At 62.2% G+C, this 15,716-nt stretch carries 14 protein-coding genes and 1 tRNA gene; 10 read left to right on the top strand and 5 right to left on the bottom strand.

Annotated features, from left to right (window positions below):
- Positions 1-33: 33 nt before the first annotated feature.
- Both KI610_RS18055 and KI610_RS18050 read right to left on the bottom strand, forming a co-directional pair.
- Positions 34-3,192 (bottom strand): efflux RND transporter permease subunit, encoded by a 3,159-nt coding sequence (locus KI610_RS18055; protein WP_226496330.1) that lies wholly within the window; start codon positions 3,190-3,192, stop codon positions 34-36.
- Between the two features lie 3 nt (positions 3,193-3,195).
- The gene (locus KI610_RS18050; protein ID WP_226496329.1) at positions 3,196-4,284 is read right to left on the bottom strand and encodes an efflux RND transporter periplasmic adaptor subunit; all 1,089 of its coding nucleotides are present in this window, start codon (positions 4,282-4,284) and stop codon (positions 3,196-3,198) included.
- A gap of 92 nt (positions 4,285-4,376) precedes the next feature.
- Here KI610_RS18050 and glnL point away from each other — a divergent pair, with 92 nt between their 5' ends.
- From glnL to KI610_RS18010, 8 genes are read left to right on the top strand one after another with little or no spacing between them, the layout of a single operon-like run.
- The gene (gene glnL / locus KI610_RS18045; protein ID WP_226496328.1) at positions 4,377-5,447 is read left to right on the top strand and encodes a nitrogen regulation protein NR(II); all 1,071 of its coding nucleotides are present in this window, start codon (positions 4,377-4,379) and stop codon (positions 5,445-5,447) included.
- Positions 5,448-5,496: 49 nt separating this feature from the next.
- The gene (gene ntrC / locus KI610_RS18040; RefSeq protein ID WP_226498570.1) at positions 5,497-6,909 is read left to right on the top strand and encodes a nitrogen regulation protein NR(I); all 1,413 of its coding nucleotides are present in this window, start codon (positions 5,497-5,499) and stop codon (positions 6,907-6,909) included.
- 10 nt (positions 6,910-6,919) lie between these two features.
- Positions 6,920-7,711, top strand: coding sequence for a biotin--[acetyl-CoA-carboxylase] ligase (locus tag KI610_RS18035; protein ID WP_226496327.1), 792 nt, complete (start codon positions 6,920-6,922; stop codon positions 7,709-7,711).
- A complete protein-coding gene (locus KI610_RS18030) occupies positions 7,708-8,424 on the top strand; it encodes a type III pantothenate kinase (protein ID WP_226496326.1) in 717 nt (238 codons plus the stop codon). Before KI610_RS18035 ends, KI610_RS18030 begins: the two co-directional genes overlap by 4 nt.
- 57 nt (positions 8,425-8,481) lie before the next feature.
- Positions 8,482-8,883 (top strand): DUF350 domain-containing protein, encoded by a 402-nt coding sequence (locus tag KI610_RS18025; RefSeq protein WP_226496325.1) that lies wholly within the window; start codon positions 8,482-8,484, stop codon positions 8,881-8,883.
- Between the two features lie 18 nt (positions 8,884-8,901).
- Positions 8,902-9,915, top strand: a complete 1,014-nt coding sequence (locus tag KI610_RS18020) for an SPFH domain-containing protein (RefSeq protein ID WP_226496324.1) — start codon at positions 8,902-8,904, stop codon at positions 9,913-9,915.
- A gap of 10 nt (positions 9,916-9,925) precedes the next feature.
- Entirely contained in the window at positions 9,926-11,851 is a 1,926-nt protein-coding gene (locus KI610_RS18015) for a DUF4178 domain-containing protein (RefSeq protein ID WP_226496323.1), read from the top strand.
- On the top strand, positions 11,851-11,994 hold the full coding sequence (locus tag KI610_RS18010) for a hypothetical protein (protein ID WP_226496322.1): 144 nt from the start codon (positions 11,851-11,853) through the stop codon (positions 11,992-11,994). Before KI610_RS18015 ends, KI610_RS18010 begins: the two co-directional genes overlap by 1 nt.
- A gap of 4 nt (positions 11,995-11,998) precedes the next feature.
- On the opposite strand, the gene KI610_RS18005 is transcribed toward KI610_RS18010, so the two are convergent.
- Positions 11,999-12,652 carry a glycine-rich domain-containing protein gene (locus KI610_RS18005; RefSeq protein WP_226496321.1) on the bottom strand — a complete coding sequence of 218 codons (654 nt, stop codon included), beginning with the start codon at positions 12,650-12,652 and terminating at the stop codon, positions 11,999-12,001.
- Between the two features lie 2 nt (positions 12,653-12,654).
- Entirely contained in the window at positions 12,655-14,109 is a 1,455-nt protein-coding gene (locus KI610_RS18000) for an NAD-dependent succinate-semialdehyde dehydrogenase (RefSeq protein ID WP_226496320.1), read from the bottom strand.
- A 63-nt stretch (positions 14,110-14,172) separates the two neighbouring features.
- Between KI610_RS18000 and KI610_RS17995 the strand changes: the two genes are divergently transcribed.
- Positions 14,173-14,673, top strand: coding sequence for a C40 family peptidase (locus tag KI610_RS17995; RefSeq protein WP_226496319.1), 501 nt, complete (start codon positions 14,173-14,175; stop codon positions 14,671-14,673).
- 2 nt (positions 14,674-14,675) lie between these two features.
- Here the strand turns inward: KI610_RS17995 and KI610_RS17990 are convergent, their stop codons facing one another.
- Positions 14,676-15,539, bottom strand: a complete 864-nt coding sequence (locus KI610_RS17990) for an HDOD domain-containing protein (RefSeq protein ID WP_226496318.1) — start codon at positions 15,537-15,539, stop codon at positions 14,676-14,678.
- Between the two features lie 100 nt (positions 15,540-15,639).
- On the opposite strand from KI610_RS17990, the gene KI610_RS17985 reads away from it, so the two are divergent.
- A tRNA-Arg gene (locus KI610_RS17985) sits at positions 15,640-15,716 on the top strand.

The following is a 15,716-nucleotide window of genomic DNA, read 5'->3' as shown; positions in this document are numbered from 1 at the left end:
TGAGGGCGCCAAGGCGCCCTTTGCTTTTGTTTGCTAACGGCTAATAGCTCGATCCTCGATCCTGACCTTGTACCAGGCCGCATAGAGTGCCGGCAGGAAAAGCAAAGTCAGCGCGGTGGCGACGATCAGGCCGCCCATGATGGCAACGGCCATCGGTCCGAAAAAGTCGTTGCGCGATAGCGGAATCATGGCCAGTACGGCCGCGGCAGCAGTCAGTACAATGGGCCGGAAACGCCGTACCGTCGACTCGACAATCGCTTCATGGCGCGGTTTGCCGGCAGCCATGTCCTGCTCGATCTGATCGACCAGAATTACCGAGTTGCGCATGATCATGCCGAACAGCGCGATGGTGCCGAGTAGCGCCATGAAGCCGAACGGTTGCCGGAAAACGAGCAGGAACAGCGCTATCCCGATGATGCCGAGCGGAGCAGTGAGCAGCACCATGACGACGCGGGAGACGCTTTGCAACTGGATCATCAGGATGGTGATCACGGCCAGCACGAAGAGCGGAATGCCGGCCATCACCGAGCCGGAACCCTTGGAGGATTCCTCGACCGAGCCGCCGGTGGCGATGTGATAACCGTCGGGCAAGGTGGCCTGGATGGCATCGATCTCCGGTTTGATGCGGTCGACGACGGTGGCGGGCTGAATCTTGCCGTACAGGTTGCCGCGCACCGTGATCGTCGGCTGGCGGTCGCGGCGCCAGATCAGTCCTGCTTCGAAGCTGTGTTTGAGACGGCCGATCTGGCTCAGCGGAACGCTCTTGCCGGCTCGTGTCGGTACCGCCAGATCATCGAGTGACGACAGGTGGCTGCGTTCCTCGCGGTCGCCACGCAGGACGACGTCGATACTCTTTTCGCCTTCGCGGTAGCTGGTCACCGTATAGCCGTTGAGCGACATGTTGAGCAGGGCGGCGATGTCCTGACTGGAAACGCCGAGCAGGCGGGCCTTGTCCTGATCGATTTCGATCTCGACCGACTTCGAGAGTTCGCTCCAGTCGACGTTAACGTTGGATAACTCCGGGTTCTCGCGCATGACCGTGGCGACCTTGGTGGCCGCCTGGCGTAGCGTGGCGAAGTCTTCGCCGGAAATGCGGTATTGCACCGGATAACCGACTGGTGGCCCGTTTTCGATACGGGCGATGTTGCCGCGAGCAGCGAAGCTGTCATTTTCGAACAGTTTGATCAGTCGACCGCGGACGGCTTCTCGCGCCTCGACGTCGCGTGTGACGATGACGACCTGGCCGACATTGCTGGCCGGCAGTTGCTGGTCCAAGCCGAGGTAATAGCGCGGCGCTCCTGATCCAACGAAGGCCATGTAATGTTCGAACTGGTCGAATTCAGCTTTATCCTTGTCCAGCCACTGTTCAAGGCGCTTTGTCTCGGCGTTGATGGCGGCAATCGACGCCCCTTCGGGGAGACGCAGTTCGACGTTGAGTTCAAGGCGGGTCGAGTTCGGGAAGAACTGCTTCTGCACCTTGATCATGCCGACGATGGATAGCGCAAACAGGATGATGGTGACGCCAATGACCAGCCAGCGCCGCCCGACGCACCAGCTGACCAGTTGGCGAAAGCGGGTATAGAACGGCGTACCGTAGACGTCATGGTCTTCGGCGTGGGCCGGGCCGTTCAGGCCGATCTTGTCGAACAGGCGGGCGAGGCGGGGCAGGCGTTTTTCCAGGCGGCTGCTCTGGTGCGCCGCGTGCGGGTTGGGCAGCAGCTTGTAGCCGAGCCAAGGGATGGCGATGACGGCGGCCAGCCACGAAATGAGCAGGGCGACGGCATTGATCTGGAAGAAGGCGAAGGCATATTCGCCGGTCGATGACTTGGCCAGGGCAATCGGAATGAAGCCGGCGACGGTGACCAGCGTGCCGGAGAGCATCGGCCCGGCCGTGCTCGTGTAGGCAAAGGAGGCAGCGCGGGTGCGTTCCCAGCCTTGTTCCATTTTCACCCACATCATCTCGACGGCGATGATCGCATCGTCGACCAGCAGGCCGAGGGCCAGAACCAGCGCGCCGAGCGACACCTTGTGCAGGCCGACGTTGAACAGGTACATGGCAAGAAAGGTGGCGGCCAGTACGAGCGGGATCGAGATGGCAACAACCAGTCCGGTGCGGATGCCGAGGCTGATGAAGGTGACGAGCAGGACGACGATCACCGCTTCGGCCAGGGCCTGCGTGAAGGCTTTGATCGAGCGGGCGACGGCTTCCGGCTGGCTGGTCGCCACGCCGATGTCGACGCCGACCGGCAAGGCTGCCTGCAGTTTGGCGATGCGCGTGTTCAGTGCCTTGCCAAGTTCGATGATGTCGCCACCCTTGGCCATCGAGACGCCAATGGCGAGTGCCGGCTTGCCGCCAAAGCGGACCTGCGTGGCTGGCGGGTCAATGGTGCCGCGCCGGATTTCGGCGATATCGCCGAGCCGGAAACTGCGGCCGCCAGCCCGGATCAGGGTGTCGGCCACGGCCTGCACGCTGTTGAAAGCCCCGCCGGGCCGAATCTGGATGCGCTCGCTGGCCGTCTCGAAGAAGCCGGTGCCGGCTACGGCATTCTGCTGATTCATTGCCTGGACGATGGTCGTTTGGTCGATGCCCAGCGTAGCGAGTTTGGCATTGGAGAGTTCAACGTAAATCTTCTCGTCCTGTATGCCGAAGATTTCAACCTTGCCGACCTGTGGCACGCGCAGCAGTTCATCGCGAATGCGCTCGGCCTGGTCCTTGAGTTGCGGATAATCGAAGCCTTCCGCGGTCAACGCGTAAATATTGCCAAAAACGTCGCCGAACTCGTCGTTGAAGAACGGGCCCTGAATGCCAGCCGGCAGGGTGTGGCGAATGTCGCCGATTTTCTTGCGCACCTGGTAGAACACGTCGGGTACGTTGGCTGGCGGCGTGCTGTCCTTGGCGAAGAACATCACTGTCGATTCGCCGGGGCGCGAGAAGCTGGAAACGCGGTCGATGTAGGGTGTTTCCTGCAGTTTTTTCTCGATCTTGTCGGTCAGTTGCTGCTCGACCTGACGGGCTGTCGCGCCCGGCCAGAAGCTGCGGATGACCATGATCTTGAAGGTGAAGGGCGGATCTTCGGCCTGGCCGAGCTTGCCGTAGGCAAAAACGCCCATCAGCGCGATGGCGAGCAGGAAGTAGCCAACCAGTGTGCGGTGGTGCAGCGTCCAGTCGGACAGGTTGAAGCGGTGGCTCATCGCTTAGCGCTGCCGATCCGGCGTCGTGGCCGCCTTGGCCTGAACTTCCTGACCGTCGACCAGCTTGCCGGCGCCGCTGATGATGACCAGTTCGCCGGCAGCCAGTCCGCCGCTCAACTCGACGCCATCTTCGCGGAAGCGGGCAACCTTGACCGGGTGGGTGGCAACCTTGCCATCCTTGACGACGCGGACCAGCGGACCTTGCCCGCTATCGATCACGGCACTCAACGGGACGATAAGCGTGCTATCGACTGCGCCATCAAGGGCGACGCGGGCCGTCATGCCAAGGCGAACCTCGGGTGGCGGATTGCGAATGCGAATACGCGCCGCGTAGGTGCGGGTTGCCGGATCGGCGGCGGGCGACAGCTCGCGCAGTTCGCCGCGCAAGATGATTTTGGGGGCGGCCCACAGGCTGACGGCGAGGTTTTTGGCGGCTTTCAGTTCAGCCAAACGGCTTTCGGGAATGGCAATGGCGACTTCCTTTTCCTCCGGGCGGGCGACGCGCATCACGGCCTGGCCGGTGGTTACAACCTGACCGGCATCGACGAGAACGGCCGTGACGATGGCCGGAAATTCACTGCTCAAGGTGCCATAGCTGCTCTGGTTGCCGCTGATTCGGCTTTGTGCGCGGGCCTGCTCAAGACGGGCCTGGGCGCTGTTGTAGGCATTGTCCTTGGCGTCGAAGGCAGCCTGGCTGACGAATTTTTTGGCGGCCAGGCCGGCATAGCGTTCGCGCTCGGCGCGAGCCGTGGCGTGCTCGCTTTCGGCGGCAGCCAGTTGGGCGCGGGCGGCTGCAGCGGCCAGTTCGAGATCGGCCGGGTCGAGGCGGGCCAGCGGCTGGCCGGCCTTGATTTCGGCGCCGGCATCGACGAGACGGGCGGCGATTTTGCCGCCGACACGGAAAGCCAGATCGACCTCATGCCGGGCGCGGATTTCGCCGGTATAGACGCTGCCGTTCAGCGGCGCACTGGCTGCGGCCTGGACCAGCACGGTGCGGGGTGCCGGTGGCGTGCTGTCGCCAGCCTGACAGCCGGCGAGAACGGTAGCTGCAGTTACCAGTAAGGCGGCAACACGGGGAGCGGTCTTGATCATATTGGGAGGTCCGGTGGACAGTGATCCGGATGATAATGAACGATTGGTCAGTAACGCAAGTTATCATCAGTAGGGGGTGTCGAATCGCTACAATGGCGGGCATGAACGTTACACATTCTTCCTTTGCCGGCCTTGATCTGCTGGCTTCTGCGGTGCTTCTGCTTGATGACGCACTGGCCATCCGCTATATCAACGCGGCCGGCGAAAACCTGCTGGCCGTAAGTAGTCGTGCCGTGGTCGGCAAGACGCTGACGACCATCTGCACCTGCTCGGCGAGCTTGCAGTCGGCGCTTGATAATGGCTTGAACAACAACTGGGGCTACACCGGCCAGAATGTCGAGTTGAAACTCAGCGATGGCGAAGCCCTCAACATCAACTGCACGGTGACGCCGCTACGCCCGGATATCGCGCCCGGCGTCCGCCTGCTGCTTGAACTGCAGCCGATTCAGCATCATCTGACGGCGACGCGAGAAGAGCGCCTGATCGAGCAGCAGCAAGTCAGTCGTGAGTTGATCCGCAATCTGGCCCACGAAATCAAGAATCCGCTCGGCGGTATTCGGGGCGCTGCCCAGTTGCTTGAGCACGAACTGGCCAATCCCTCGCTCAAGGAATACACGCAGGTCATCATCAAGGAGGCGGATCGTCTGCAGGACCTGATGCAGCGCTTGCTGACCCCGCATCGGGCGATGTTGCCGACGACGGTTAATATCCACGAAATTCTCGAGCGGGTGCGCAGCCTGCTGACCGCCGAGTTTCCTGGTTCGCTGAGCGTTCGTCGCGATTACGACACGAGCCTGCCTGAACTGGTCGGTGATCGTGAGCAGTTGATCCAGGCGGTCCTCAATATTGCCCGCAATGCGGCGCAGGCCATGGGCGGCGAAGGTGAGATCGTTCTCCGCACGCGCTCCCTGCGCCAGGTGACCCTGGCCAAGAAACGCTATCGCCTGGCCATGGAAATCAAGGTTATCGACAACGGCCCGGGCATCTCCGACGAAATTCGCGAGCGCATGTTCTACCCGCTGGTCTCGGGGCGCGAAGGAGGGAGCGGTCTGGGGCTGACCATCGCCCAGAATTTCATCCAGCACCATCACGGCACGATCAATTGCGTCAGCCGGCCCGGCCACACGGTCTTCACGCTCAATTTGCCGGTAGAGCAGGCTTGAGTCTTGCTTCTATCAAGGCCATTCTGAACACATAATGAGCCAACAAAATATGAAACCGGTCTGGGTCGTAGACGACGATCGCTCCATTCGCTGGGTGCTGGAAAAAACCCTGTCCCGCGAAGGTATCCCGTTCAAGAGTTTTGCCTCGGCCAGCGAGGCCATTTCGCAGCTCGAACAAGGCATCGAACCGCCGCAAGTGCTGATGTCCGATATCCGCATGCCCGGCCAATCGGGGCTGGAGCTGCTGCAGGAGGTGAAAACCCGTTTTCCGTCGGTGCCGGTCATCATCATGACCGCTTACTCCGATCTGGAAAGCGCGGTTGCTGCCTTCCAGGGGGGCGCCTTCGAATACCTGCCTAAACCCTTCGACGTCGATCAGGCAGTCGAGCTGATTCGCCGCGCCATTGATGAATCGATGCACCAAAGTGGTGCGGCTGAGGAAGAAGGGCTGGTTCCGGAGATTCTCGGTCAGGCGCCTGCCATGCAGGAAGTCTTCCGCGCCATCGGCCGGCTGGCCCTGTCGCACGCGACGGTGCTCATTACCGGCGAGTCCGGTTCGGGCAAGGAACTGGTGGCGCGCGCCCTGCATCGCCATAGTCCGCGCGCCGACAAACCGTTCATCGCCATCAACACCGCGGCGATTCCCAAGGATTTGCTCGAGTCCGAACTGTTCGGCCATGAGCGCGGTGCTTTTACTGGCGCCCAGGCCCAGCGGCGTGGCCGTTTCGAGCAGGCCGAGAGCGGCACGCTGTTTCTCGATGAAATCGGCGACATGCCGGCCGAGTTGCAAACCCGCCTGCTGCGCGTCTTGTCCGACGGGCATTTCTACCGCGTCGGCGGTCATTCGCCGATCAAGGCCAACGTGCGGGTCATTGCGGCGACGCACCAGAACCTCGACACGCGGGTCAAGGATGGGCTGTTCCGCGAAGATTTGTTCCACCGCCTGAACGTCATCCGTATCCGCCTGCCGGCACTGCGCGAGCGTCGCGAAGACATTCCCTTGCTGACCCGCCATTTCCTGCAGAAGAGTGCGCGGGAGCTTGGCGTCGAAACCAAGCGACTGACCGAATCCGCCTTGAAATACATGAGCGGCCTCGATTTTCAGGGCAATGTGCGCCAACTGGAAAACCTCTGCCACTGGCTGACCGTCATGGCGCCCGGCCAGCAGGTCGATATCAGCGACCTGCCCGGCGAATTGCGCGAAGCGACGCCAGTGTCTTTGTCCACCGATTGGGAAAGCGCGCTGGAAGGCGAGGCCGACCGCATGCTGGCACGCGGGATTCCGGATATCCACGGCGTTCTGTCGCAGGTTTTCGAGCGCATCCTGATCGCCCGGGCGTTGGCCCATACTGGCGGCCGGCGGATCGAGGCGGCGCAGGCGCTGGGCATCGGCCGCAACACGATCACCCGCAAGATCGCCGAACTCGGTATCGATGGCGGCAAGGAGCACGCGGCGGAGTAAAATCCGCCGCATGACATTGATCGATCCCGTCTTGCTGAAAGCGCGGCTGGCTGGTTTGGCCGGCCGCTTTGATGTCGACGCGCTGGACGAATGCGATTCGACGAGCAGCGAACTCATGCGCCGGGCCGAGCGCGGCGCACCGTCCGGCTCGGTCGTCGTCGCCGACCGGCAAAGTGCCGGGCGCGGGCGGCGAGGGCGGAACTGGTTGTCATCGCCCGAATCCAGTTTGACCTTTTCGCTGCTCTGGCGATTTCCCGGTAATGCGGCCAGCCTGAGCGGTTTGTCGCTGGCCGTTGGCGTTGGTCTCGCCCAGGCCATGGAAAATCTTGGCGCCCATGGCGTTTGCCTGAAATGGCCGAACGATGTGCTGCTACGTTCTGGCGACGATTTTGCCAAGCTGGCCGGCATTCTGATCGAATTGTCGTCCGACCGTCGTGGCACGCAGGCGATTATCGGCATCGGCCTCAATCTTGCGCCGCCGACGGGCGATCTGCCGCAGCCAGCAGCCGGTTTGAGTCAGGCTTGTCCCCAGCCAATTGATCGCCATGACGTATTTGCCGCCATCCTCGGCCAGCTGGCGGCCGTGCTCGACACTTTCACGGTCAACCGGTTTTTTGGGCTAAAAATGAAATGGCAGAGCTATCACGCCTGGCAGGATCAGGCCGTGCAAATCCTTGGCGACGGTGAAGAACTGAAGCGCGGCCGCTGCCTCGGCGTCGATGACGATGGCGCGCTACTGCTCGAAACCGCAGCCGGGATCGAACGCATTTTTTCCGGCGACGTCAGCCTGCGCCGCGCATGATTATCTGTCTCGACAGCGGCAATAGCCGCATCAAATGGGGCGTCCATGATGGCAAGCAATGGCTGGCCCAAGGCGCCGTCGCCCACGCCGAGGTCGAACAGTTGCAGCGACTGGTCAATGACTGGCCGCATCCGGCCAAGGTCATGCTGGCCAATGTCGCCGGCTCCGAGGCTGGCGAGCGAATTCGTCAGCAACTTGCGCCATGGCTGCCGGTGTTTTTTGAGGCGCGCTCGGAAGCTGCGCGTTGCGGCGTCACCAACCATTATCTGAAACCGGAAAAGCTCGGCGTCGACCGCTGGTGTGCGCTGATCGGCGCCCGTGGCCTGAGCCCGACCGCCGCCATCGTCGTCATGGCGGGAACGGCGACGACCGTCGATACCCTCGACGCCGACGGCAATTTCCTCGGCGGCCTGATTCTCCCCGGCGGCGAGCTGATGCGCCGTTCTTTGGCCGCCGACACGGCGGCGTTGCCATTCGCCGATGGCCGCCACGCCGACTATCCGCGCTGCACCGACGACGCCATCGTCACCGGCTGCATCGAGGCGCAGGTCGGGGCCATAGAACGGGCCTGGCAGCGACTCGGCAATATCGACAAGGTCTGCCTGCTGTCCGGCGGCAATGCAGCCAGTCTGGCCCCGCATCTGGGTATCCGCTGGCGGGCGGTAGCCAATTTGCCGCTGGAAGGTTTGCTCCGCCTGGCGTTCGACGCTTGAACAAACGCCGGCGAGCGGTGACAATCCGCTGTCATTGCGCCACCTCCGGGAGATTCCATGTTCGATCCGGTCATTAGCAGCCTGCCGGCCTTTGCCGGCTATTTCGCGACAGCCATCGGGCTGCTTGCAGTCTTTCTCGTTCTCTACGTCTTCGTCACGCCCTACAGCGAGCTGGCCCTGATTCGTGAGGGCAACACCGCCGCGGCGATCAGCCTGGCCGGCGCCATTGTCGGTTACGCGCTGCCGATTGCCGTGTCGGTGGCAGCCAGCCACAATATTTACGTGATGATCGGCTGGGGCGTCGTCGCCTGTGTCGTCCAGCTCATGGCCTACATCGTTGCCCGCTTCGCGCTGCCGCAAATCAACCTGAACATTCCGCAGGGCAAGGTCGCCTCCGGGATCTTCCTCGCTTCGCTTTCCCTCGGCATCGGCATCCTCAACGCCGGCTGCATCGCCTGACCTTCAAGGAGAAAACCCATGGCTCTGATGGACTTCATCAAGAAACAGTTTATCGACATCCTGCAATGGACCGAGGATGGCGACGGCACGCTGGCCTGGCGCTTCCCGATGGCCGAGATGGAAATCCAGAACGGCGCCAGCCTGACGGTGCGCGATTCGCAGATGGCGCTGTTCGTCAACGAAGGTACGGTCGCCGATGTCTTCGGCCCGGGCATGGTCAAGTTGACGACGCAGACGCTCCCGGTCCTGACCTACCTGAAAAACTGGGACAAGCTCTTCGAATCCCCGTTCAAGTCCGACGTCTACTTCTTCTCGACGCGCACCCAGCTCGACCAGAAGTGGGGTACGCCCAACCCGATCACCATCCGCGACAAGGAATTCGGCATCGTCCGCCTGCGCGCCTTCGGTATCTATTCGTATCACCTGACCGATCCGAAAGTTTTCTACCAGAAGATTTCCGGTACCCGTGACATCTATACCCGCGAGGAACTCGAAGGCCAGTTGCGCAACACCATGGTCGCCGGGCTGACCGACCTGTTCGGCGAATCCGGCGTGGCCTTCATCGACATGGCGGCCAATCAGGACGAGTTCGGCAAAGCGATGCTGGCCAAGGCCGCACCGATGTTTGCCGAGTACGGTCTGGCCCTCGACTCGCTGGTCGTCCAGAACGTCTCGCTACCCGAAGAGCTGCAGAAGATTCTCGACCAGAAGATCGGCATGAACATGATCGGCGACATGCAGCGCTACACGCAGTACCAGGTCGCCAATAGCATTCCCGATGCCGCGAAGAACGAAGGCGGCATGGCGGCGATGGGCGTTGGCCTGGGGGCCGGTGTCGGCTTCGGGCAAGTCATGGGTCAGGCGATGGGCGCTGCATTGCAGCCGACGGCGCCAGCCCCCGCAGCAGCGCCGATGTCGGCCGACGAAGTCGTGGCAACGCTGGAAAAACTGCACGGGCTGGTCGAAAAAGGCATCCTGAGCCAGGCCGAGTTCGACGCCAAAAAAGCGGAATTGCTCAAAAAACTGAGTTGACCGTAGCAACGTGGCTGTCACTGCCCACTGCCCTTCCTGCGGGGCGCCGGTTGTCTTCAAATCGGCGTCCTCGGTCTTTGCCGTCTGCGAATACTGCCAGAGCACGCTGGTTCGTCACGACCAGAATCTCGAAGACATCGGCAAGATGGCGGCGCTGGTCGAGGACCGTTCGCCGCTGCAACTGGGGGCGGAAGGTAGCTACAAGGGCGTCCATTTTGCCCTGATCGGGCGCATCCAGATCAAGTACAGCCAGGGCATCTGGAACGAGTGGAACCTGCTCTTCGACGACATGCGAACCGGCTGGCTGTCGGAGGCTGGCGGTGAGTACGTACTCACATTTGCGCAGTTCGTGCCCGAGGTGCTGCCGCAATTCGACGCCCTCAAGATCGGCCAGCGCTTCGTGCTGGCCAGCCAGACGTGGACGGTCAGCAACATCGAAAACGCCGAGTGCGTCGCCGGCCAGGGAGAGCTGCCGTTCAAGGTCGGCGCGGGCTATCCGGTTGCTGCGGTCGACCTGAGAAATCAGGCCAATTTCGCCACGCTCGATTATTCGGAGACGCCGCCGCTGTTGTTCGTTGGCGAGGCGGTCGACTTCACGTCGCTGAAAATGGCCAACTTGCGCGACGGCATGGCCGTGCCGACCAAGACGGTCGCGGCCCGCGTTTTTCGCTGCCCGGCTTGCGGCTCGCCGATGGCGGCCCGCTCGCGGGAAATTCTCGCGGTCGGCTGCGCTTCCTGTGGCGCGGTGGTCGATACGGCCGATGAGAGCTACAAGGTTCTCTCGAAGTCGCTCGGCATGCGCGACGAGAAATACACGCCGCGCCTGCCGCTCGGCAGCAAGGGACGGCTTGAGGGCAAGCCGGTCGAAGTCATCGGCTTTCTCGTCAAACGCTGCGTGGTTGACGGCCTGGCTTACCACTGGAGCGAATACCTGCTGGCTGGCGAGCAAGGCACCTACCGCTGGCTGACCGAATACAACGGCCACTGGAATGTCGTCGATGTGCTGTGCAAGCCGCCGGCTGGCGGCATTGTCGAGGTCGAGAACGTTCTCTTTGGCGGGCAGGCTTTCAAGCATTTCTCGACCACGCAGGCGGCGGAGGTCGTGCAGGTGGCCGGCGAGTTTACGTGGCGGGTCCGGCGCGGTGAAACCAATCGCGTCGTCGATTACGTGGCGCCGCCGCTCATGCTGTCGAGCGAGTCGACGGGCAACGATCTGAGCTGGTCGCAGGGCTTCTACGTCGAGCCGCAAGTGATTGCCGAGGCTTTCAAGCTGAAAGCAGATTTGCCCGAGCCGACTGGCGTTTTCGCCAACCAACCGAATTCTTGGGGCGAGACGAATCGGCGGATTTGGGGGCTGTTCTGGAAGTTGGCGCTGGCCGCTATTCTGGTTCAGGCTTTCTTCATCTTCATTTCCAGCGGCAAATTGCTGCTGCGCCAGGATTTCACCTTCGAGCCCTTGCGCAGCGATGAGGTGCAGACCCGCGAATTCGAGATCACCGGCAAGCCGCGCAAGATTGCTGTGAAAAACCAGACCTCACTCAACAACAACTGGATTGGTCTCGACATGATGCTGGTCAACAAGGCGACTGGCGCGGCGTGGCCAGCGGCTCGGGAGGTGTCGTACTACAGCGGCTACGACGATGGCGCGTGGAGTGAGGGCAGTCGGGATGACGAAATCGTCTTCCTGAATATCCCGGCCGGCACCTATTACCTGACGCTCGATCCGGACATGCCGCCGGAAAAGGCGGTCGCCGTGCGTGATCGTGTCGAAGTCCATACCGCCAGCGCCGGCTGGTCGAATTTCGTGCTGGTGATGATTTTCCTGATCATCTTTCCGATCTTCAGCGCCATGCGTCACGCCGCCTTCGAGGCGCGGCGCTGGGCCGAAAGCGACCACGCGCCGGTGAGCAGCGATGATGCGGATGGAGACGACTGATGTTCGACAAACTCACCCTCGCCACCGGCGTCTTAGCCGTGCTGTTCTTTGCCTACGCCCAGCAGCAGGGCTGGAATATGTTCGACAACGTGGCCAACCCATCGCACGGCGGCTCCGGCAGTAGCCGGACTTATCACAAGTAGTCGGCTAGTCCCCGCCTCCGCCACAGCCCCCACCACAGCCGCCGCCATCGGATGACCCTGAGTCGCCGGAGCAGCCGCTACTGCCGCTGCAGCCAATGTGGCTGGCGCAATAGCCCGAACCGGCAGCGCCTCCACTCGCGGCCAGGCAGTCCAGTTGATAGACGAAGCCACCGGCGATGCCCAGCGCGGCATCCAGAGCAAACAGGCGGGGCAGGCGTTCCGGGGTTTTCGGGTTGATCTTCTCGTGGGCGCAGGCCAGTCGCCAGGCGCGCTTGAGGCCGTCGCTGGCCTGGGTCGGCGTGCGCATCGCTTCGGCCGGCGTGTGGTGCAGGAAGCGGCCGAAGGCGTGGCGGCAGAACTTGTCGTACTGCCGTGTGAACAGGATGAACTCATGCCAGGCATCGTCTGCCGCCTGCGATGGCATGGCGACCATGCGTTGGCCGGCCTTGCGGCAAAGCTGAAAATAATCGTCGAGCGCCGCGAAAACTTCGCTGCGCTGCTCGGCACTCAGTTCCGGCCGGCGGGCCGCCAGCCGTTGGTCGAGAAAACGCTGGTAAGGATAGGCGGCGATATACGTCCCGCGCCTCTGCCGGCTCCAGTTGCGCCAGAGCAGAACGGCCACCAGCGCCAGCAGCGAAATGAGGACGATCTTGCCCATGGTCAGCCGTTGATATCGAAGCAGAGATATTTGATTTCGAGGTAATCCTCGATGCCGTATTTCGACCCTTCGCGACCGAGGCCGGACTGCTTGATACCGCCGAAGGGCGCGACCTCGTTTGAAATCAGCCCGGTATTGACGCCGACCATGCCGTATTCGAGCGCCTCGCCCACCCGCCAGCAACGGCCGACATCGCGCGTGAAGAAATAGGCGGCCAGGCCGAACTCGGTGTCGTTGGCCATGGCGATGGCTTCGGCCTCGGTTTCGAATTTGAAGAGCGGGGCGACCGGGCCGAAGGTTTCTTCGCGGGCGACCTGCATGGCGGTCGTCACATCGGCCAGCACGGTGGGCTGGAAGAAGTTGCCGCCGCGTTCGTGACGAGCGCCGCCGCACAGCACACGGGCGCCCTTGCTGAGCGCGTCGGCGACGTGGGCCTCGACCTTGCTCAGGCCGGCAGCGTTGATCAGCGGGCCTTGCGCGACGCCGTCTTCGGTGCCGTCGCCGACCTTGAGGCCGTTCGCCTTCTCAGCGAACCTGCTGGCGAATTCTTCATAGATGCCCGACTGGACGAGAAAGCGATTGGCGCAAACGCAGGTCTGGCCGGTGTTCCGGTATTTGGCGGTCAAGGCGCCGTCGACCGCAGCATTGACATCGGCGTCGTTGAAAACGATGAACGGTGCGTTGCCACCGAGTTCGAGCGACAGTTTCTTGATGGTCGGCGCGCATTGCGCCATGAGCAGTCGGCCGACAGCGGTCGAGCCGGTAAACGACAGCTTGCGGACGATGGGATTGGCGCACAGTTCGCCGCCGATCTCGGCAGGCTTGCCGGTCACCACATTCAACACCCCGGCCGGGAAACCCGCCTGCTCGGCCAGCACGGCCAGCGCCAGCGCACTGAGCGGCGTCGCTTCGGCCGGCTTGATGACGACCGGGCAACCGGCGGCGAGGGCCGGGGCGACCTTGCGGGTGATCATGGCGAAGGGGAAATTCCACGGCGTGATCGCCGCGCAGACGCCGATCGGCTGCTTGATGACGATCAGCCGCGTGTTCGATGCCGGGCTGGGAATGCTCTCGCCGTAGGTGCGCTTGCCTTCTTCGGCAAACCATTCGATGAACGAGGCGCCGTAGATGACTTCGCCTTTGGCTTCGGCCAGCGGCTTGCCGCATTCGGCCGTGATGATCTGTGCCAGGTCGTCGACGTTGTCGAGGATCAGCCGGTTCCAGGTCTGCAGAATCTGGGCCCGACGGCGGGCGGTCAGGGCGCGCCAGGCCGGCCAGGCGGCATTGGCGGCATCGATGGCGCGGCGGGTTTCGGCAGCGCCGCAGAGCGGCACTTCGCCGATCTGCTCGCCGGTCGCCGGGTTGATCACGGCGAAGGTCGAACCATCATCAGCGGCATTCCAGTTTTGGCCAATTTTTCTGGTTGACCGTAGCAAGTCGGTGTTTTGCAGATTCATGGTCTTGAAAATTCCTGTAAAAACGGTAAGTTGCAAATTGTTCCAAGAAGGCACTCTAGCTTGATGCGTATTCCCGTCCTGATCCCTATCTTCCTGTCAGCCCTGCTGCTCGCGGCCTGCGGCAGTCCCGCGCTGCGTTCTGGTTCATCGCCGGAAACTATAGCGCAAGGCTCGCGTCCGGTCAGCGAGAAGGGCAATGAAGTGGTCTTCTATGCCATGGGCCTGATCGATACCGGCTACCGGTTTGGTGGCAAGAACCCCGAAGCCGGGCTCGATTGCAGCGGCATGGTCAGCTACATCTATGGCCGGGCGGCCGGCCTCAAGGTTCAGGGTAGCGCGGCGGATATCGCCCGCAATGGCCGGGCGATCGAGCGGGCCGAATTGCGGCCGGGCGATCTGGTTTTCTTCAACACGCTTAACCGCTCGTTTTCGCATGTCGGGATATTCATCGGCGATGCCCGCTTCATCCACGCCCCCTCGACCAACGGGAAGGTCCGCATCGACCGTCTCAGCGACAGCTATTACGCCTCGCGTTTTGAAGCGGCGAGAACGCTCTTCGACTGAACTCAGTTGGCGGCTGATTCAATCGCCGTAGCAACGCGCTGTCGCAAATCATCGAGGTCGTCGCCCGAGATGCCAAGGAAGTCCAGCGCCCGCGCGAACAGATCGTTGCCGACCTCGATGTCCTCATCAAGGATTTCGCTGAGCAGGTGCTCGGCGACCTGGGTTACGGCAATCAGGGAAAGCGCGCCACCCGGTAAAGTCCGATCCGGCAGGTCGTAGGCATCCTTCTCGTGATGAAAGCGGATAGCCTGGCCAAGAATGGCCGGCAGCCCCCAGTTGCGGACCAGCAATGAACCAACGACGGGATGGCTGCAGGGGTAATACTGTTCTTCTGCCACATTCAGCATGATGCCTTCGCGGCGGCATTTCTCCAGAACCTCGCCGTAATTTGGAAAGCGGCGCATCAACAGCGGTATCGCTGCATCGTGAAACAGCGCATAGGTGTAGGCGGCATCGGGCGAAATCCCGTACTGGCGGCGGGCAATCAGGCTCGATGCCAGAGCCAGCATCGTTGTTCGCTTCCAGAATTGCTCGAGCCACGCCGCCGGCAGTCCCGTGACACTGGCGCGCAGGGCCGAGGCGACCACCACGCACAATACATTCTTCGTCCCGAGACGCTCGACGGCCTTGCGTACGCTGGAAACCGGGCTGCTCGTGCCAAAAAGGGGCGAGTTGGCCAGCTTCAGGGCTGCCGCAGACATGCCGGCATCGCTGCTGATGATCTCGGCGAGCCGGATCAGGTCCGGTTCATCTTTTTGTCCCTCTTCCATGGCATCGCTGACCATGCCTGGGCAGGTCGGGATATCGATGGTGGCAATGACCTTCTGCAGGTCTTCCGGAGACAACTCGTTGTTGCTATGGGTCATTGGGGGCGATTTATGCAATATTGTTGATTTATAAAAGCTTAATGCTGTTCGCAGCATGGACGCAAGGCTTCCCTTGGAGGTAGAATCCTCCCCTCCCAAGGCGCCCGTAGCTCAGCTGGATAGAGTACTGCCCTCCGAAGGCAGGGGTCACTGATTCGAATTCAGTCGGGCGCACCA

The organism is Ferribacterium limneticum (genome assembly GCF_020510565.1).
Taxonomy (GTDB): domain Bacteria; phylum Pseudomonadota; class Gammaproteobacteria; order Burkholderiales; family Rhodocyclaceae; genus Azonexus; species Azonexus limneticus_B.
The sequence above is the reverse complement of the archived record's forward strand: the minus strand, read 5'-3'. Positions and strand labels throughout refer to the sequence as shown.

Coding starts and splice junctions, on each gene's coding strand:
- KI610_RS18000 (WP_226496320.1), bottom strand. CDS start 14,109: ATGAATCTGCAAAACACCGACTTGCTACGGTCAACCAGAAAAATTGGC.
- KI610_RS18020 (WP_226496324.1), top strand. CDS start 8,902: ATGGCTCTGATGGACTTCATCAAGAAACAGTTTATCGACATCCTGCAA.
- KI610_RS17995 (WP_226496319.1), top strand. CDS start 14,173: ATGCGTATTCCCGTCCTGATCCCTATCTTCCTGTCAGCCCTGCTGCTC.
- glnL (WP_226496328.1), top strand. CDS start 4,377: ATGGCGGGCATGAACGTTACACATTCTTCCTTTGCCGGCCTTGATCTG.
- KI610_RS18025 (WP_226496325.1), top strand. CDS start 8,482: ATGTTCGATCCGGTCATTAGCAGCCTGCCGGCCTTTGCCGGCTATTTC.
- KI610_RS18030 (WP_226496326.1), top strand. CDS start 7,708: ATGATTATCTGTCTCGACAGCGGCAATAGCCGCATCAAATGGGGCGTC.
- KI610_RS18005 (WP_226496321.1), bottom strand. CDS start 12,652: ATGGGCAAGATCGTCCTCATTTCGCTGCTGGCGCTGGTGGCCGTTCTG.
- KI610_RS18010 (WP_226496322.1), top strand. CDS start 11,851: ATGTTCGACAAACTCACCCTCGCCACCGGCGTCTTAGCCGTGCTGTTC.
- ntrC (WP_226498570.1), top strand. CDS start 5,497: ATGAAACCGGTCTGGGTCGTAGACGACGATCGCTCCATTCGCTGGGTG.
- KI610_RS18050 (WP_226496329.1), bottom strand. CDS start 4,284: ATGATCAAGACCGCTCCCCGTGTTGCCGCCTTACTGGTAACTGCAGCT.
- KI610_RS17990 (WP_226496318.1), bottom strand. CDS start 15,539: ATGACCCATAGCAACAACGAGTTGTCTCCGGAAGACCTGCAGAAGGTC.
- KI610_RS18035 (WP_226496327.1), top strand. CDS start 6,920: ATGACATTGATCGATCCCGTCTTGCTGAAAGCGCGGCTGGCTGGTTTG.
- KI610_RS18055 (WP_226496330.1), bottom strand. CDS start 3,192: ATGAGCCACCGCTTCAACCTGTCCGACTGGACGCTGCACCACCGCACA.